The 18,490-nt window shown below is 42.2% G+C and carries 23 protein-coding genes; 7 read left to right on the top strand and 16 right to left on the bottom strand.

What is annotated here, in order from left to right; genetic code table 11:
* Positions 1-180 precede the first annotated feature (180 nt).
* Complete coding sequence (locus HUG20_RS17185) at positions 181-618, bottom strand: hypothetical protein (protein WP_200085898.1); 438 nt, start codon at positions 616-618, stop codon at positions 181-183.
* Between the two features lie 1,350 nt (positions 619-1,968).
* Between HUG20_RS17185 and HUG20_RS17190 the strand changes: the two genes are divergently transcribed.
* The 4 genes from HUG20_RS17190 (at position 1,969) to HUG20_RS17205 (ending at position 6,233) form a co-directional block, all read left to right on the top strand.
* Positions 1,969-3,231: a mechanosensitive ion channel gene (locus HUG20_RS17190; protein ID WP_200085899.1), complete on the top strand. Its 1,263-nt coding sequence runs from the start codon at positions 1,969-1,971 to the stop codon at positions 3,229-3,231.
* A 104-nt stretch (positions 3,232-3,335) separates the two neighbouring features.
* Positions 3,336-4,661 carry a UDP-N-acetylglucosamine 1-carboxyvinyltransferase gene (murA, locus tag HUG20_RS17195; RefSeq protein ID WP_246476459.1) on the top strand — a complete coding sequence of 442 codons (1,326 nt, stop codon included), beginning with the start codon at positions 3,336-3,338 and terminating at the stop codon, positions 4,659-4,661.
* A gap of 235 nt (positions 4,662-4,896) precedes the next feature.
* Entirely contained in the window at positions 4,897-5,052 is a 156-nt protein-coding gene (locus tag HUG20_RS17200) for a hypothetical protein (RefSeq protein ID WP_200085901.1), read from the top strand.
* 353 nt (positions 5,053-5,405) lie between these two features.
* Entirely contained in the window at positions 5,406-6,233 is an 828-nt protein-coding gene (locus tag HUG20_RS17205; protein WP_200085902.1) for a YihY/virulence factor BrkB family protein, read from the top strand.
* Positions 6,234-6,401: 168 nt separating this feature from the next.
* Here HUG20_RS17205 and HUG20_RS17210 read toward each other — a convergent pair whose 3' ends face one another.
* The 11 genes from HUG20_RS17210 to HUG20_RS17260 form a co-directional block, all read right to left on the bottom strand.
* Positions 6,402-8,801 carry a transglycosylase domain-containing protein gene (locus HUG20_RS17210; protein WP_200085903.1) on the bottom strand — a complete coding sequence of 800 codons (2,400 nt, stop codon included), beginning with the start codon at positions 8,799-8,801 and terminating at the stop codon, positions 6,402-6,404.
* A gap of 964 nt (positions 8,802-9,765) precedes the next feature.
* On the bottom strand, positions 9,766-10,080 hold the full coding sequence (locus tag HUG20_RS17215; RefSeq protein ID WP_200085904.1) for a YbjQ family protein: 315 nt from the start codon (positions 10,078-10,080) through the stop codon (positions 9,766-9,768).
* Positions 10,061-10,267: a hypothetical protein gene (locus HUG20_RS17220; protein ID WP_200085905.1), complete on the bottom strand. Its 207-nt coding sequence runs from the start codon at positions 10,265-10,267 to the stop codon at positions 10,061-10,063. The genes HUG20_RS17215 and HUG20_RS17220 overlap by 20 nt, the downstream gene beginning before the upstream one ends.
* Positions 10,268-10,324: 57 nt before the next feature.
* Positions 10,325-11,083: an ABC transporter permease gene (locus tag HUG20_RS17225; RefSeq protein ID WP_200085906.1), complete on the bottom strand. Its 759-nt coding sequence runs from the start codon at positions 11,081-11,083 to the stop codon at positions 10,325-10,327.
* Complete coding sequence (locus tag HUG20_RS17230; protein WP_200085907.1) at positions 11,076-11,981, bottom strand: ABC transporter ATP-binding protein; 906 nt, start codon at positions 11,979-11,981, stop codon at positions 11,076-11,078. Before HUG20_RS17230 ends, HUG20_RS17225 begins: the two co-directional genes overlap by 8 nt.
* Positions 11,982-11,985: 4 nt before the next feature.
* The gene (locus tag HUG20_RS17235) at positions 11,986-12,180 is read right to left on the bottom strand and encodes a PLD nuclease N-terminal domain-containing protein (protein WP_200085908.1); all 195 of its coding nucleotides are present in this window, start codon (positions 12,178-12,180) and stop codon (positions 11,986-11,988) included.
* A complete protein-coding gene (locus HUG20_RS17240) occupies positions 12,170-12,394 on the bottom strand; it encodes a transcriptional regulator (protein WP_200085909.1) in 225 nt (74 codons plus the stop codon). Before HUG20_RS17240 ends, HUG20_RS17235 begins: the two co-directional genes overlap by 11 nt.
* Positions 12,387-12,674: a DUF5345 family protein gene (locus HUG20_RS17245; RefSeq protein ID WP_200085910.1), complete on the bottom strand. Its 288-nt coding sequence runs from the start codon at positions 12,672-12,674 to the stop codon at positions 12,387-12,389. Before HUG20_RS17245 ends, HUG20_RS17240 begins: the two co-directional genes overlap by 8 nt.
* A complete protein-coding gene (locus tag HUG20_RS20045) occupies positions 12,661-12,822 on the bottom strand; it encodes a sigma factor-like helix-turn-helix DNA-binding protein (protein ID WP_200090570.1) in 162 nt (53 codons plus the stop codon). Before HUG20_RS20045 ends, HUG20_RS17245 begins: the two co-directional genes overlap by 14 nt.
* The gene (locus HUG20_RS17255) at positions 12,789-13,184 is read right to left on the bottom strand and encodes a sigma-70 family RNA polymerase sigma factor (RefSeq protein ID WP_200085911.1); all 396 of its coding nucleotides are present in this window, start codon (positions 13,182-13,184) and stop codon (positions 12,789-12,791) included. The genes HUG20_RS20045 and HUG20_RS17255 overlap by 34 nt, the downstream gene beginning before the upstream one ends.
* A 204-nt stretch (positions 13,185-13,388) precedes the next feature.
* A complete protein-coding gene (locus tag HUG20_RS17260) occupies positions 13,389-14,261 on the bottom strand; it encodes a LysR family transcriptional regulator (RefSeq protein ID WP_200085912.1) in 873 nt (290 codons plus the stop codon).
* Positions 14,262-14,418: 157 nt separating this feature from the next.
* On the opposite strand from HUG20_RS17260, the gene HUG20_RS17265 reads away from it, so the two are divergent.
* Positions 14,419-14,757 (top strand): DMT family transporter, encoded by a 339-nt coding sequence (locus tag HUG20_RS17265; protein WP_200085913.1) that lies wholly within the window; start codon positions 14,419-14,421, stop codon positions 14,755-14,757.
* Positions 14,758-15,075, top strand: a complete 318-nt coding sequence (locus HUG20_RS17270; protein WP_200085914.1) for a DMT family transporter — start codon at positions 14,758-14,760, stop codon at positions 15,073-15,075.
* Between the two features lie 69 nt (positions 15,076-15,144).
* Here the strand turns inward: HUG20_RS17270 and HUG20_RS17275 are convergent, their stop codons facing one another.
* The 4 genes from HUG20_RS17275 to pdxR all read right to left on the bottom strand — a co-directional run bounded on the left by HUG20_RS17275 (position 15,145) and on the right by pdxR (position 17,908).
* Positions 15,145-15,408: a hypothetical protein gene (locus tag HUG20_RS17275; protein WP_200085915.1), complete on the bottom strand. Its 264-nt coding sequence runs from the start codon at positions 15,406-15,408 to the stop codon at positions 15,145-15,147.
* Positions 15,409-15,684, bottom strand: coding sequence for a hypothetical protein (locus HUG20_RS17280; RefSeq protein WP_200085916.1), 276 nt, complete (start codon positions 15,682-15,684; stop codon positions 15,409-15,411).
* 84 nt (positions 15,685-15,768) lie between these two features.
* On the bottom strand, positions 15,769-16,410 hold the full coding sequence (locus HUG20_RS17285) for a class D sortase (protein WP_200085917.1): 642 nt from the start codon (positions 16,408-16,410) through the stop codon (positions 15,769-15,771).
* Positions 16,411-16,513: 103 nt separating this feature from the next.
* Positions 16,514-17,908 (bottom strand): MocR-like pyridoxine biosynthesis transcription factor PdxR, encoded by a 1,395-nt coding sequence (pdxR, locus tag HUG20_RS17290; RefSeq protein ID WP_200085918.1) that lies wholly within the window; start codon positions 17,906-17,908, stop codon positions 16,514-16,516.
* Positions 17,909-18,055: 147 nt separating this feature from the next.
* On the opposite strand from pdxR, the gene HUG20_RS17295 reads away from it, so the two are divergent.
* Positions 18,056-18,484, top strand: coding sequence for a GNAT family N-acetyltransferase (locus tag HUG20_RS17295; RefSeq protein WP_200085919.1), 429 nt, complete (start codon positions 18,056-18,058; stop codon positions 18,482-18,484).
* The last annotated feature ends 6 nt before the right edge of the window (positions 18,485-18,490 follow it).

Consider the following 18,490-nt stretch of genomic DNA (forward strand, 5'->3'; position numbering starts at 1 on the left):
TGCCCTTATTTCATTAGTAAAAATCTACTCAAATTTTAATTTAGCTTATATAAAAAAAGTGCGATCATTGTCTGCTTGCGTTATTCGACAATATAGCCCTTGTACGCAAGACGAGCGCAATGTTTAGCCCGTACTTACACTTCGATTGTGGAAGTCACCACCTCGTTTCGAAATTTAATACTACCCTATAATTTCTTCATAAATTAGACCATTTTCATCATCTTGATTATTCGTATTAATAATTTTTAGGCGTTCATCGTTTTTTATGTAAATAGATTTATATTCAGGAATGCCATCATTTTCATAGAGAATGACTCGACTTCCTCCTTGATCGTTTTGTATATTGACTTCATCAAAATCCCTTCCGATTTCTTCTTCCACAACATTTAGCTCAGGTATTTCATTTCGATGATTTTCAAAGAACGGCTGATCACTTTCACCCACCTCTTCATTTCCCTCACTATTATCAGCCTCGCCTAGGCTTCCCGTTTCATCTGTGCTCTCATTTTCTGCTACACTACCGCTTTCATCTTCTTCTATGCTTCCACTTTCATCTACATCGTCTGTACTGCACCCAGCAATCATGACGACACTAAAAATTGTAAGAAATTTCTTCATGAACCAAACTCTCCTCATTCGAGATTCAATTCCCCCTTTGTACCATACCAACATCATGACAATTCAACAAAAAATATGTTTACTCGTTAAAAAGGTTCTTCACCAAAATCTATGGCTGACAAACTAGGGGCAATTATGATTGGTAGTGACCGCTACGGAAAAACCCTACGCTTTCCGTGGGCCCCGAGCTCAGCCTCCTCGGAAAAAAAGAAGTTCGCTTTTTTCCTGCGGGGTCTTCGCCTTGCGCTTTCCCATAGGAGTCTACGTGTGTTTCCTTCGCTCGCTAGTGGTATTACCATATTTAATCACGAATATCAACCATTGATTTTAGTGTTGACCCGTTAAAAAAGCACTTAAAGAATTCAACCACCGCATTCACTCTTGCGAAGGTCTATAAGACGATATTTAGGAAGTTCTCTTATTTCGGAAGTGGCGTTGCATGTGATTTGGGGTACACGTGTAGCCACATCCGAAAAAACGACACCGTGTGAGAACCATAAAAAATATTTTAAAAGAACTTTATATATTTTAAAAATAATCAGCTAATAACGTCAAGGAATTCACAGAAGGGTTCACAAGCGAATTTGATTTAGATGAATTTAAGAAAGCATATCCGGATGACTACGATTTTATACATGTGTATAAGTTTATGGTTGAAATCCCGGCGGATCACGTAGATATTTACATTCCGGATGATTATGGAGAGATTTTATACGTACACTCATCAATAATTACAAGAAAAATGAACGCTCAATAGTATGATTAAAAAAGGTCATAACCAGCGTCACATGCACCATATCATATTATGCCAAGTATCCGTACAGACCAAAAAAAGAATAAAATAGAACTTTTTAAATGATAAATTCAATATCCTGAGTAAAAGGCACTAGCAACCCTTGGAAGTTCCCCTGTAACTTATCCACATTTTATCCACGACAAACCTCTTAATACCCTTTTTGATTCAGGCGCGTTGATTTACCTTAAAATACCTTCTGACATGAAAAAGAAAACTGTTTACTATCAGATAAGTCCTTTCGAACATGATCTGCGGACTCAAATCGCCGCTCAGAAGCCAAAGGAGTCCTCAGGTCTGGGTTTTGGGGAGCCGTAATGGCTGTCGAATGCCAAATTAATCCGCAAATGTATGTAACATAACACGGTATGTTTAATACCCTTTTCGTCTAAACCCTTTTGTTGGAAAAATACGGATAATCAACGCGCCTGTTTTTGATTAAATAATTGAGTAACATAAGTAATTTTTCCTATGTAATTCCTTTAAAAGATTCATACATTCTGGTAACATTATAGAATATATTCCCCGCAAATTTCGACAAAAGGAGCATACAAAACATGAATACAATGGAAAATATGTGGTCCCAACTGTTACAAAGCGTCCCCAACATTATAGCAGCGCTCTTATTATTGCTGCTCGCGTGGGTGATCGCAAAAATCGTCAAGAGCATCATTTCATCTATCGTAAGAAAAGTTAAATGGCCGACCTTTATGCGAAACGAAAAAAGCGAAAGCGAAAATGTAAGTCGAAGCGATAAAAATGATGATATAAATCACCATGAGCAAATCGCGGAATCAACAGGTTCCATCGCGTATTATCTCGTGTTTATTTTGTTTATACCGGGTATTTTGGGTACGTTGAACCTGACCGCTGTTGCACAGCCGATCTCGAATATGATGGAATCGGTGTTGACATTTTTACCTAACATATTATTAGCAGCAATCATCTTAATCATAGGTGTCTTGGTGGCACGTTTAATTCGCAACCTCGTCCAGAGTGCCCTTCATGCGCTCAATTTTGATCGCTTTTTTGATAAAATGCAGACAAATCAGCGGGAACGACCAGATTCGGATACCCTCTCATCGATACTGGCCAATATCGTAATGGTGATTGTTTTAATACCTATTATTGTTATCGCCCTTGAGGCCCTCAATATTCAAACGATCTCAGAACCGATCGTTATGGTCTTATCCAGTATACTGAGCATCATTCCGAACTTGTTTGTAGCGATTATTCTAGTGATTGCCGGGTACTACATTGCAACGTTTATATCACGTTTATTAACCAGCTTATTAAACCGCACGAATATCAATCGCGTCTACGAAGCGATTGGATTCGGGCCTCGTGAGGGGCAAACGTTTGACCTTCCGGGCGTTTTGGGAAGAATCGTTCAGGTTTTGATTATCTTGTTTTTTACCGTTGAAGCATTGCATGTCATCGACTTAAATGTGTTGAATCAAGTCGGCAATGCCGTTATTCTCTATTTGCCGATGCTGTTAAGTGCGTTGTTGATCATTGGCCTCGGTCTTATCGCCGGGAATTTCCTCGAACAAGCCGTTGTTCGTTACACACGCAGCTCATTATCGGCATTGATCGTCAAGTATACAGTCATTCTCTTTGCCGTTTTTATGACGTTGGATCAACTTGGCTTCGCGGGCACGATCGTGAATATCGGCTTTTTATTAATCCTTGGTGGATTGGCCGTAGCTTTCACCATCTCTTTTGGGATCGGCGGGCGCGACTTCGCGACTAGACAGTTGGATAGATTTGAAAACAAACTAAAAAAGAAACAGCAGATTGAGGATGATCAGGAATCATAAGAAGATCATTCGGTAAACTATTATAGCTGTTGATTACAGGAACGCCCAATTTGATTAATTTAATAAAATAAGCGAGGATAAACCAAAACATGGAGGAGAATACGTTGGTAGAAAAGATAAAAGTTCAAGGAGGAAAGAAGCTGGCAGGAACCGTCAGAACGGAAGGCGCCAAAAATGCAGTTCTCCCTGTCCTCGCAGCCTCACTCCTAGCTGACAAAGGAACCAGCACCATCTATGATGTTCCTCCCTTAGCAGATGTATACACGATGAAAAACGTTTTAAGTCACTTGCAAATGGACGTCTCGTATGAAGATGGCGTCTTTACTGCAAATGCGGAGCAAAAGGCGTTACGACCGACTGCCCCGTTTGAATATGTCCAAAAAATGCGCGCTTCATTCCTTGTGATGGGCCCGTTGCTCGCGCGTACCGGTCGTGCGAATGTGGCTTTACCGGGTGGTTGCGCGATTGGCACCCGACCCATTGATCAGCATTTAAAAGGTTTTGAAGCCATGGGCGCCCAGGTAGAAATTGGGAAAGGCTATATCGAGGCGAAGGTAGACGGTCGCTTAAAAGGCACCAACATTTATCTGGATTTCCCAAGCGTGGGAGCCACCGAAAACATCATGATGGCCGCGGTTATGGCTGAAGGGACAACAATTATTGAGAACGTGGCCGAAGAGCCTGAAATTGTGTGTTTGGCAAATTACCTGAACGCCATGGGCGGTGTTGTTCGCGGCGCGGGGACCGATTCCATTCGGATTGATGGTGTCGATCATCTCGAAGCCGCCGATCACACGATTATTCCCGATCGCGTGGAAGCCGGTACCTTCATGGTAGCCGCGGCCATCACCGGCGGTGATGTGTTTGTGGAAGGCGCGCTTATCGAACATTTGCGTCCACTCGTAGCAAAGATGCGCGAGATGGGAGTTATCATTGAAGAAAAGGATAATGGCATGCGCGTCATTGGTCCGGATATTTTGCGGCCGACAGATATTAAAACCATGCCACATCCCGGATTCCCGACAGATATGCAAGCGCCGTTTATGGCATTGCTCACACAAGCAAAAGGAACGAGTATCGTTACCGAAAACGTGTTTGAGAACCGCTTTATGCACATAGAGGAATTTCACCGTATGAATGCTTCCATTAAGATTGAAGATCGGTCAGCGATTATTACGGGTCCGACGCGCCTGACCGGAGGAGAAGTATCCGCTACAGACTTGCGGGCAGCTGCAGCGCTTGTGATTGCGGGCCTCGTCTCGGAAGAAGAAACGACATTAGCGGAACTACGGCATATCGATCGCGGTTACGTTGATTTTCACAAGAAGCTGCAACAACTGGGCGCGAGAGTGGAGAGAGTAAGTGTCGAGGAAGAACCAGAAATGCCAAGTCAACGCTCGATAGAACTGAATAACAAGGCGATTAACTAGTAAGTGGAAAAGAACTGAGACCCTGGGTTTCCCTGGGGTTCGTTTCTTTTTTCAGCAGATAAGAAAGTTCCCATGTTTGTTGAAAACTTGTCGGCGCTGTAAGCAATTGTAGATACAATAGGATACAATATTTTTACCTATAATTGTGAGTTGAATTGAATTTCATTCAATCGGCTTCGCAAAAATGGAAACGATCGCCGTCGTTCCAAATAAATCATTGATACAGGGGATGACGATGCAAACATTAAAAAAAGTAGTTCCATATTTAGCTGTTATTGTCACTGTTACTGCACTTTATAATTTGCAACAAGAAGATACGCTCAGTAAAGGAGAATCACAGTATATAGACCAATTCTTCGAAAATCAGCAAGAAACTGGAGATGAAAACTAGCGATGAGATTCACGTTGCAATTTTCACTTCTAATGAGGACGAATCAACCAATCTTTTTTTAGAGAGCCTGGAGGGGGGATGACTCCGATCATCTTGTTCAAGTTCATAACTTTAATGTGGATGATTTTCAAGGTTATAACGAAACAGGGGCGGACCTGATGATTGATGAACTTCTCGCCCATCACGATGTCTTGTTGGAACAATCAAAATAAATGACGAGTGAGATTATCAATCATTTCCACGGTTACCCCAGTTTAGCAATACCCCCAGTCCGAATAATAAACATACTGAATCACCAGAACAATCCTTGTTGTAAATGTGCTACACTGTAACAAAGGAAGTGAAGAATACGGATGATTTCAATAAAAAATTCTAAAGCATTCTTTAAAATGCTTTTCCAAAAATTCCAGAATGATGAAACAACAGGTCTCGCCGCACAACTGGCCTATTATTTTTTGTTATCATTGTTTCCTTTATTATTGTTTATTCTTACCCTTCTTCCTTATTTTTCCTTGCCTATCAATCAAGTGATCGAATGGATTCAAGATTTCGCTCCAGGCGATACAGGCCAAATGATTGCAGGCAATGTCAGCTCTCTCTTAAGTGAAACCAGAGGCGGCCTTCTTTCCGTTGGCCTTATCGGTACGCTTTGGACAGCTTCCGGCGGCATCAGCGCATTTATACGGGCAACCAATCGAGCTTATGAAGTGAAAGAAACCAGGCCATTCCTTAAAGTAAAACTATTATCATTGACGTTAACCTTTTCCATGGTATTTGTGATTGCAATTACATTAATCATACCCGTCTTTGGCCAAGCCATTATAAATGTCATCCAAACTTGGATTCCCTTTTCTTATAACATGGAATTTCTATTTCAAGTGTTAAGGTGGGTCATTGCCATCTCGATTATGATTTTTGTCCTGATGATGTTATATTATGCCGCGCCAAATGCCCATTTTAAAATGCGAGAAGTCTTTTGGGGTGCCTTTATCGCAACCATCGGGTGGCAAATCACTTCTCTCGGCTTTTCTTTTTACGTTAGCAATTTCGGAAATTATGAAGCTACGTATGGCGCCATTGGCGGTATCATCATCCTCATGCTCTGGTTTTATTTAACCGGCATTATCTTAATTGTTGGCGGGCAGATCAATGCGTTGCTTTATAAGTGGAAACATAGTTAGGTTGAAAGGATACGGGCGTATAACAGATGTATACTGTCGGCCAAAGAAGTACGAAAACTGTCAAACATCTGGGAACGAAGATCAAGAGCAACAAAAGACTAAATAAACAGAAGAAGAATGAGCTCCCAAAAGTAATGGTAAGAGCCCATTCTTCTTTTTTAATGATTTTTATTCGTCGTCCTCGACGTCTACATTTTCCTCTTCTTCATCTTCTTCATCTTCTTCGTCTTCTTCATCTTCCTCGTCTTCCTCGTCTTCCTCCTCTTCTTCATCTTCTTCGTCTTCTTCGTCTTCCTCTTCTTCTTCGTCTTCCTCGTCTTCTTCGTCTTCCTCGTCTTCTTCGTCTTCCTCGTCTTCCTCGTCTTCCTCGTCTTCTTCGTCTTCGTCCTCCTCTTCTACGTCTTCTTCCGGTTCTTCCTCTTCTGTTCCTTCCTCATCCGGTGTCTCCGGCTCTGTTCCTTCCTCATCGTCTTCCTCTTCCTCCAACTCTTCTTCTTCTATTCCTTCTTCGTCCGGTGCTTCAGGTGTCTCTTCATCCGTTCCTTCCTCATCCGCTTCTTCGGTTGCTTGTGCCGGAGGCTCTCCACATCGATAAAGTTCACCATCGGTCTCACAAATGGAATTTGGCCGTGAAAAATCTTCCGTTTCCTCGCCTTCGTGAACGTTTGTCATGATGATCCGGAAAATATCCTGAGCAATATTCTGTTCTTCACCGATCAAATAGCCACTGTCGCGTCCACCACCAAACCCGGTCCAGACAGCTGCCGTATAGTCAGTCGTGTAGCCGTTAAACCAAACATCCGGCACACCTCCGTCAGGGACGTCATAATTCCCTAACTCTTCCTGGGTAAAATTCGAAGTTCCAGTCTTTCCGGCTAGCGGCAGTCCTTCAATGTTCGCACGTTGACCGGTTCCAGAACCGTCGCTCACGACATCTTTAAGCATATCTGACATCATATAAGCGGTCGATTCGTACATCACTTGTTCTGATTCAGGGGAGTTCTCCATCTCACGTCCATCACGAAATTCCACTTTTCGAACGCTATAAGGTTCATTGTAAGTTCCTTCATTTCCAAACGCGGCATTGGCGCCAGCCATGTCCATACTGGATATACCTTCATCAAAACCACCTAAGGCATAGCCTTCGGTAATATCCTGATCGAAACCGAGACCGAGACCGAGACTTTCAGCAAATGACTGGGCATCGTCCAAACCGACTTCCTGGATCGCCTTTACAGCCGGAATGTTTAAAGATCGTACAAGCGCTTCTCGCATGGAGACCTCGCCACTATAATTACCGCCATAATTACGAATGGAAGTCCCATCCGAATATTCGTGGGGTTCATCATCAATCGTTTCTCCGGTGTACCAACCCAACTCCTCGATAGCAGGTCCATAATCAAGGATGGGCTTGACCGTCGATCCCGGTTGACCGCTGGTGGAGGTCGCGTAATTTAAACCTCTTTCCTCTTCTGTCTCCTCACGATTACCTACCATTGCACGGATCGCACCGGTTTCCGTGTCAAGGAGGGAAAAGCCTACCTGGAACTCGTCATTATCAGGATATTGGGAAATATATTCATCGCTTTGAATAACATCCTGTGCAGTCTCCTGCGCCTCCGGATCAATCGTCGTATAAATATCAAAACCGGCCGCATACATATCCGTGCTTTCAATACCATTGATATTTTCTACTTCTTCCATCACTTGGTCAATGATCGATTGATAGGCAATATTCTCCGGAGGGGTATAATCCAGCTGATCTTCAATATTTACAGCCATAGCCTCGGCTGCTTCATCTCCGCTAATCAATGCTTGCTCCTCCATCATGGAAATGATCATATCCCGACGCTGTTCAGCCTCCTCGGGATTATTTTGCGGATTATAATAGGAAGGACGCCGCGGGATGGCTGCCAAAACAGCAGCATCAGCGACCGTAAGTTCGTTCAGATCTTCTTTATTAAAATAACGAATCGCAGATTCTCCAACACCCCAGGCAGAACTGTCGAAGTAACTGCTATTTAAATACATTTCCAGGATCTCATCTTTGGAATATTGCCGCTCCATTTGCAGGGCGAGCCATTGTTCCTGCACTTTCCTTTCCATCGATTGATCGGCGGATAAGAAGGCTTGTTTGACGAGCTGTTGGGTAATCGTACTCGCCCCTTCAGAACCAAAACCATCCGTAATATTTGAGGCAATCGCACCGCCAATCCGGTAAAGATCAATGCCACTATGTTCATAAAAGCGATAGTCTTCTACCGCTATAAACGCATTCTTCAGATGTTCGGGCATGTCATCAATGTCCCGATAGCTACGATTCTCCGACCCTTGTAGGCGTCCGAGCTCATTATCGTTCATATCATAAATCGTTGCCCCTTCCGCAAACTTAAGTTCCTCTTCGTTAAGTTCGGGGGCATTTCCAATCATTGAAGCTGCTACTGCTGTCACCGTTACCGTACCAGCAACCGAAACCCCGATGAAAATGAAAAACACTTTTTTTAACAGGGATCGTTTTCCCTTCTTTTCAGAACGGCGTTTTTCCGTTCGCGATCGATACTGCGCCATCCGCTATTCCTCCTATGATGAGGCACCACATGGTCAAAGAAAGCCATGAGATTAGGGTTATACAGGATAGGATATTTATTAAGTTTCGCTGTAGTATTAGTTACTGTGGGGGAATTTGTGGCATCATCTAAAGATAAGATTTGATACTTATCGTAAAAGAACATAGAAAATAAGTCTAGTTTAATGCTTATCTATCGGTTGCCCAGCGTGAACCTCTCCACCTAAATCCAAGATTTAGGAAATCATACAAATGTATGAAGCATTTGGATTCGGAGACCTTGCGTTGATTTTTTAACAATAGACGGAGCAGATCGCTTTGAAGCAAAAATAATGGGCTGTAAAAGCTCTTGGTTGATGCTGGGCCTCATATGTATATACCCATATATCGCCCACAGAGAGTCTCTCAAGGGTCAAAGAACGGAAATGAATAGTCAATAAGAAACAGGGTCAACACTAAAATCAATGGTTGATATTCGTGATTAAATATGGTAACACCACTAGCGAGCGAAGGAAAAACACGTAGACTCCTGTGGGAAAGCGCAGGGCGAAGACCCCGCAGGAAAAAAGTGAACTTCTTTTTTTCCGAGGAGGCTGAGCTCGGGGCCCACGGAAAGCGTAGGGTTTTTCCGTAGCGGTCACTACCAATCATAATTGCCCCTAGTTTGTCAGCCATAGATTTTGGTGAAGAGCCGGAAAACATAGAAAAGAATATTGAATGGTTTGGAGAAGCATCCAACACCTCAATCGAGAATCACATCCCAGAAAAACCTTAATATCAAGGTGTGTTCGTTTATTCCTTTTAGCGGCTTCTCTCCGGCTGAGACTGCACAGCCGTCCATGGAAATAGCTCATCGTGCAGAAAGAAAAACCGGAAAACTTGATTGCCGAGCAACAAGTAAATCTTTAGCTTCATTCTCAATCCAATAGGAAATCGTAATACCTACAAGTACAATTGGGATACCGTTCATTCGATCCTTACACCGGTTCCATAAGCAACAATTTCTGAAGCGTTTCTCATGATGGCAGAGTTTTGCAGGCGAAAGCCGACAATCGCGTTAGCTCCTTTTTCTTCAGCTTCTTGAACCATACGGCTTATAGCCACTTGTCTTGCTTTATTTAACATATCATCGTATTCTTTAATTTCTCCGCCAATCAAGGCTTTCAACGAAGCCATAATATCATGGCCCAGATGTTTTGTTTTAATCGTGTTTCCTTTGACATAGCCGATCACTTCTTTTATGTCGTGATTTTCCAACTGATCAGTAGTCGCGATTAACATAAACTTCTTCCTCTCTTTTTTCTTTTCTTCGTTCAGTTATCAAAATGACAAAGAGCAAAAACAACGCAATAACGTAAACACCGGCCATCAACCATGCTTGAGACAAATCAATGAACACATAGAAAATAACTCCTGCCTGTGCAAAAATAGAAAGAAGCAATAATATATATTTCAAAATAGTCCGCATATGTCTCCTTTCGCGCCTTATCTCCGGAGCTGCGCAGTACTGTCGCCTCAAATGCTTTTACATCAGCCAATCCGTCTTTTTCATATAACGTATAGAAGCTGTGATGAGCACCGCAATCAGCATCAAACTCACGATAATCGGAATTACAACGGTATCCGTTTCTACGCCTGCAGCAATCCCCGGGAGAATGCCAGGCGTCCATGACATCAAATCCCCAAACAATGATGCTGAGACATTAAGTAAAAGCAGCGTAATAAGAGCCCCCGCGGCAGCGACACTCGTATGTTTACTCACAGTGCTCCAAACGAGTACGATCGTAACGACAAACATGAGCCACACCAAATATGCAATCGTTGATAAGAGGATCTCCCCGGCTGGTAGCGGTTCAAACAAGGCAAAGATGTAATATATTGCTGCAGTGATGCCTACTAAATAACTAACTGTCGTTATCCCTAACGCTGATACCCACTTCGAGAACCAATATGCGTAATATTTCGTTGGTTTGCTTAGTGTAAGCAATGCTTCCCCGCTCTTTCGCTCATTGCTTAAACTTCCCATAAACGCAAGAACAAGGGTAAATGTACCGATTTGTGTGAACTGACCAAGTGTTTCACTATAAACTTGCTCGGCTGATGGTGTTGGAATGGTCATCATTGTACCTTCGGGCATACTACCGAATTGCTCAACAATATCCTCCATATAAAAACTCAGTAGCGGCTGCATGATCGCAAGCCCGATGAAAAACACAGGGAGCCACAACCAGCGGTAGCTACGGAATGTTTCGAGCAGCTCTTTCCTTAATAGAACGTTAAACACGTTTAATCACCTCACGAAACAGTTCATCCAACGATCCTTCTCCAGCGATTAAACTGCGAATTGCTACTCGATTTTCTACGAGGCTCTCCATCACTTTTGCTTGCATTTCCACTCCTTCTATAGGTCCTTCGATATCTGCTTTTGATTCTCGAACATGAATAGTCCAATCAGGGTAACGTTTTTGCAGCTTTACGCCCCAATCATCCAGTAATTCTTCAGCATGAACGGTGAATTTTGTTCGATTCGACGATTGTTGCATAAGCTCATCCAAACGTTCAAAGGCGACGATCTTTCCTTTGTGCATCATGAGAACGTCATCGGCAATTTGCTCCGCATCGTGTAAAATGTGCGTTGAATACAAAATTGTCGTCTTCTTTTTTAGCTCACTAAGCAGCGAAATAACGTCCTTTCTTCCTTGTGGATCAAGCGATGACACCGGCTCATCCAAGAGTAAAAGTTTTGGGCGATGAATGATCGCTTGTGCGATACCAAGCCTTTGTTTCATTCCACCAGAAAATTCTGAAATCCTTTGGGCTGCACTTCTCTCGAGCCCCGTTTGCATAAGTACTTCATCCGCTCGCACATTAGCATCGCCACGAGATAATCCGCCAAGCTCCCCCGCCATGGTTACGTATTCCCGAGCGCTCATCCAGCCATGAAACGTTGGGTGTTGGGGCAAGAAGCCTATTTCTTTGCGTGCGTCCTTGACGGCTTCGTGCATGACGACCCGCCCGGCGCTTGGCTTGAGAATTGTCGCAAGCATATGAAGCGTCGTCGTTTTCCCTGCTCCATTCATGCCGAGAAGTGCCGTAATCATGTTCGAACGTAAACGAAAATCAACATGCTTAATAATTTCTTTTCCTGAAATATTTTTCGAGAGATTTTCTACGCTAATCACTGTATTACGCTCCTTTCGAACGGCCGAAGATGAAATAAATAATCGGTCCAAATGTGCTCACGATCAAGATCGCAAGTGTCCACATCCACTTTGGTCCGTTAGCTCTCGGACGACGGTAAAGGTCAATGAGTGCTACGATTTTTAAAGTAAGATCGATCAGTACGATCGGCAAGATGAGTAAAAATAGATCAGTCGTCATTTGTAAGTCTCCTCTCCCTATATGGAATGATGAATGTAATATAAAGAACGTAAACGATGAGCGGCGTTGGCAAATTGAGCATCCCCCAAATCCCCCAAAACCAGCGAAGATGGCCATTTCTACGGCTATGGATAAAGAGGAATGTGCTTTGCGCAAACAACCCGAGGAATATCAGAAAAAACGCCCAAATCGGGATTTCTTGAAGTTCACTCATACTGAAACCTCCTTTCGACAACTAGAAATCCAATCCCGACCACCGTCACAACCACTTGAAAACCTGCAAACAAAAGAGGGGCTCTAGCAATGAACAATACGGTGCTCATAATAAAAACGAGAGCGATGATAAGGAAAATATACATTTCTTTTCGCTGTTTCTCACGTGTTTGTTTGATGAGTGTGATCATCTCGCCTGAAGTAGGTTTCTTACTTGCTCTAGAACGTTCAGTCGTCGACAGTGATTGTTTCAAGCGTTCTTTCACTTCATCTTCTTTCATTGGAAAGCTCCTCTCTTAGACGTTTAAGGCCACTATTGAGTCGTGATTTAACTGTCCCTGCCGGGACCTTACAAATTTTTGCGATTTCTTCGTAACCGTATCCGTAGTAATGCTTTAAATAACCGGAATCCGGTGTTTCTCTTTTAATTGCTCAAGTGCAGCGGTCACAGTCAGCCAATCATCGGATGGTTGGTGGCGTAGTTGCCACTCGAGTTGATTTTGATTACGTAATTTTTTTGCCCTTTCTTGTCTTCTTTTTTCATCGATCCATAGGTTCGTTCCGATCTGGATCAGCCAAGTCGATAGCTTGGCTTTCTTCGGATTGTATTGTTTAATGCGCTCGATGGCTTTGATCATCGTATCTTGCGTAATGTCTTCAGCCATTGCCGGATGCATTGTCAGCTTCAGAAGGTAGTGATAGACGAAATCATATTGCTCGAGCAAAACGGTAGCGAGCGCTTGTTCATCACCCTTTTTCGCCCGCTTTATTCGTTCATTTGTTTCATCCACAACCTCACCCCTCCTTTTGCTTTCACAGTTACTACGTTTAACGTAAGCGTTTTGTTCATTTTTATTTTTATTTTTATATTTTTTGACGGCACTAAAGCCTATTTAAAATACGGAAAAACCTAGCTTGACAAATTGCTCAAGCTAGGCTCTTAAAGATCACTGCCTTTCTGAAAGCTAGAGAAAATTACTACAAGCAAGCTTACCTTACAATTCCTTGTTCTTCACTGACGATAACTCCTCGAGAAAAATAGTTAAACAGGCAGGGAGCCATTTATTTTTATGATAAGCAGTGTAAATGCCGACATATTCAGCAGATATCCCAATCTCTGATTGCAGCAATTTTCCATTTTCGATTTCGGCCTTGACTGCGAAGAACGGCAATAAAGAGATCCCTAAGCTGCTCATAACACATTGCTTGGTGGATTCAATGCTTGGGAGTTCTATGGTTTTACCGGATCGTTCCCCAGCTTTTTGTACATACTCCTCAAAAACAGGACGCCAGCTGCACGATCGTTCCGGCAGGAACATCGTTTCCTCAGAAGTGGGTTGGTTCAAACCAGTGGAAGAACCAACAAGAACTAGCTTTGATTCTGTTAATGTTTGAATCGTTAATTCATTTGATTGCCAACCGGACATTTCTACAAAAAGAACCACATCATAATCTCCACGCTTGAGTTGTTGCGTGACATTTTGATAATCAATCGCTTTAACCTCCAAATGGATAGCCGGATATTTTGCCATAAAAGATGGAATGAACTTGGGAAGCCAATAGATCATTAACGATTCAGAAACACCAACGGTTAATGTCCCAGAGGGTTCCTCATCTCCTCGAACGGCCTCTATGGATTGATGATATAGCTGGATCATTTCATCAACATATGGATAAAAACGTTTCCCTGCTTCAGTTAGAATGACTGTTTTCCCAAGCCTGTCAAACAATGGTGTATCCATTTCCTTTTCCAATTCTTTGACATGTGTCGTGACAGAAGACTGAGCGTACCCCAATCTTTCTGCAGCTTTTTTGAATCCCCCGACATCAACAATGGTTTTAAAGGTTACGAGTTGTCGTTGTTCCATACAATCCTTCCTGTTCAATAATATTGAATTATTTATTCAAATATATCTATTTTACCGAATAATAAACCCATTATATAATAAAGGCACAACATAATTAAAGCGACTACAGGAATATGGCACCCTGTACTCCACATTTACAACAGGGAGATTTTTCATTGTGTTTTACTTTTTATTGATATTATCCATTATTTTTGAAGTAGCCGGGGCTTCTTTTATGCCGGCTGCCGCTAACAATTGGAACATGTTCATTGTAGTCATGGGGTGTTGGTATGTAGCACTCATCTTATATATCTATTTAACCAATCAGTCAGAAGTAGGGATTATTAGTGCTATTTTCACGGGTGGGGGAACGGTTTTTATTGCAATGTCAGGGATTATTCTTTTTGGCGAAACAATTTCTTTTCTGAAATTCCTTGGTATTGGTTTAATTATTGCAGGAGTGATTGGTATTAATGTAAAACCAACATCTGCTTTCGGAAAGGAGACTAAACATTAAATGGGATATTTTTTGTTCGTCCTTAGTTTAGCCACTTCCGTAACTGCCAATATCTGCGTCAAATTATCCTATGGCTTCACAAAAAAGTTAGCCAGTATAGGAGCGTTTGTTTTTTACGGTTTATGCGGACTATTTTTAGTGTTAACCGTAAGATACATGGAGTTAGGGATTTTATATGGAATTTGGGCAGGCCTCACTGTATCAGGGACAGCCTTATTAGGAATGTTTTTCTTCGGAGAAAGCAGCAGCCGAAGAAAGATAATTTCCATTGGTATCATTATCGTTGGTGTGGTACTGTTACAATTGGAAACGCATTAGCAATAATGGCATCCGACTTGAGTTACCATACCAATGCTACTAAAACCTACATTTCAGCCACACCGCCTGTCAACGCGCAGGCGCTTTTTTCATTACGATGAGCAAAATCCCGATCATGAAAAAAGGCAACAAAAAATAGGATAGGCTTTGTCCGCCTTGGATGATCCATGAAACGAGCACAATCGCCACGGCAAAAATACCTATGCCGGGCAAGATCTTCCGAATGTTCACGAACGTGAACTTGCTGAAGTGATTGATAATAAACAAAAGGAATGCGCCAATCAACAAAAACGCCAGCAATTGGATCACGACGATGACCGCCATCGTTGACATTTAATATTTCCTCCCTCTGTAATGCAACACAATATTCCGAATACAAAACAATTGGATCGCCAACGGAATGACCAGCATGAATGTGATGCTATAGAAATTTTTCAAAAATCCAATAATGATCACTGCACCCATCCCGATGATAGCCATGATATTGATGCGGAGAAATTTGTGCATGCTCACGATTTGATGGAAACCTTTCAATACGAAAAAAAGCAACAGCAAGAACACAATAAACAAAAAACCAAACGATAATAATAGTCCCGGCAGATTGCCCATACGCTCACCTCATCTTCTTATCTAAACGTATGACAAGCCCCGCTCCCTATGAAAAAAGTTTAGCCGCGGTGGCTAAACTTTTCGTTATTTTTCATATAGATCGACCAATTCGCCTTGCATAATATAGCGTTCAGGCGCAGCCCCAATATAATCGAACGGATAACAAGTTGTCACCGTCAGTACCGGTTCATCTTTTTCGACAATCACAGTACGGTCGTCTGCATCGGTAATCCAAATATCATCAATTTCATATTCATACACCCAGCCATCGAATTCCACTTGCATAACGTCGCCTTCCTCAACATCTCCCATTTCAGTGAAGACCGTGTCTCGGTGGCCGCTTAAAACCGTATGTTTTTGAACATTGGGAGTCTCCGTCCACTCATCGGAATCATACATGCCAACGCCTTGATCGAGTGTCGCATCATCCGTTCCCCAAAACACTTCAAAGCGGGAATCAATGGACGGGATTTCAAGGGAGGCAATTTCATCCCCTTTTTCAAAGTCAAATGTTTTCGTTGAATCCGGTTCCGATTCCTCTATCTCTTCTTCTTGCACTGGTTCAGGTTCCGGCTCGGGTGCGGGTTCTGGCTCAGGTTCAGGTTCAGACGCTTCCGCTTCTTCCTCGGTAGATTCGACCGATTGCGTGCTTTGCACCCAATCGTAGCCTGCCCAGCCAGCCAGGGCAAGCCCGAAGGCGATAAGCATATAGAAAAACACGCGCATCGTTACAATCTCCTTTCACAAAAAACATAGGCGGTTGATTACTACTCCTATCATAACTTGAAACGCGAATAATCACAATCTTTTTTCATGACGGCATAACACATCAAAAAAGAGCTTTTTTCAATTGAATGATCCCCTTTTTTATTTCAGTTTCCGATAAACCCCCAAATCCAAGTAATAGCAAAGGGGAGCTGTGATTTTCTTTTTTCTCATAATAAATCGAGGTTGGATAGACGTTCACATTGTGTTTTTCTGCTGCTTTGATTAACTCTTCTTCACTCATGTTATTATGCACTTCCAAAAGGATGTGCAAGCCCGATTGATCACCAATAACTGTAACCCTTTTTCCTAGCTCTTGATGAATCGCTGCAATTAATGTCTTATGTTTACTGCGGTATACGGTTCTCATTTTATTTAAGTGTCTTTCCCAATAGCCATCCTTCATAAACTGACACAGGATATCCTGATATAGGCGAGGTACTGTTTGTTTGTTTATGCTCATTGTTTGGTGGTATTGGTTTAGCAGCTTTTCCGGTAAGATCATGTAGCTTATGCGGGCAGAAGGGATTAATGATTTGGAAAAAGTTCCAAAGTAAATAACATTTTCTGAAGCGTCAATCCCCTGTAAGCTTGGAATCGGTTTTCCTTTATATCTAAACTCGCCGTCATAATCATCTTCGATGATATATCCTCCTGTTTTTTCTGCCCATTTAAGGAGCTCCAACCTTCGTGAGATCGGCATAACAATCCCGGTCGGAAATTGGTGGGAAGGGGTAACATAGGCAATATTGGCTGAGCTATGCTTTAACCGTTCTATGTCGATTCCTTCTTCATCCAGAGGGATTGGATCAATAGAAATGCCGTGGGTTTCCAACGCATGTTTCGTCCTATGGAAACCCGGATCTTCGATTGCTACAATGGAATCCTTATTCATAAGCATACAAAGAATGCCAACTAAATATTGTGTCCCTGCCCCAATGACAATTTGATTCGGAGAACATTGAACACCTCTGGATTGAAAAAGATACATAGAAATCTCTTTGCGTAAATGGAATTCTCCTTGAGGGTCACCGTTTAATAAATGTTCCTTGTCGTTTAAACAATCGATACTGATTTTACGCCAAGTTTTGTGCGGGAAATGATCCAGATCAATTTTTCCATGATGAAAATCATACTTCATTTTCTGTGATATTTGTGGTGATTCTGTTGTATCAAACTGCGGCGCATTTTGGTCAGGGATTACATCGTACTCCACTTTTTGTACAAATAACCCTTTTCTAGGTTGGCTTTGGATATATCCTTCTGCTTTCAGTTGATCATATGCAGACTCGACTGTGAGTTGGCTGACTTCAAGATGCCGGGCAAGTTTTCGCTTTGATGGAAGCTTTGTTTCCTCCTCTATCCTACCCGATTGAATTTCTTGCTTAAAGTATTGATAGATTTGGAGATACAAAGGAGTATTACTTGTAGCGTTTAAATGAACGGTGATTTCAAACATCGAGCCCACCCCCGTTTTTCTATCTGGCATTGCTTAATGTGATGTATCTGGCTATTTTAATAATGCCAGTGTGAAGATATACTCATTTTATTCCTTATCACTACTTAATGATAGGGCTTAGATAAAATTCAAGGAGGGGCTAAGTAAATGGATGTAAAAGAATTAATCTCCAAGCATGAATGGTTGGAAGCGTTCCCGATTATGAATCAATTGCGTTCTCATCTTAACGAAAAAGAATACGTGGAATTGGTGGCAGAGGCGAGAGAAAAAGATATGTATCGATTGTTTGCCTTATATGATCAAGGAGAAATCGTCGCTGTTACTGGATTTAAGCCTATGATAACCTTATACTATGGACGGTTTATTTGGGTTTGCGACTTAGTTACGGATGCAACTAAACGTTCAAAGGGCTACGGAGAAAAACTCCTCTCTTTCGTTCACGAATGGGCATTAAAGAATAACTATGAAAGTGTTGCCCTTTCCTCGGGCTTACAACGCTACGATGCCCATCGCTTTTATGAAGAAAGAATGAATTATGATAAAGTTAGCTATGTTTTTAAAAAATCATTGATTTAGTAACGG

Source organism: Salicibibacter cibi (assembly GCF_016495865.1).
GTDB classification, from domain to species: domain Bacteria; phylum Bacillota; class Bacilli; order Bacillales; family Marinococcaceae; genus Salicibibacter; species Salicibibacter cibi.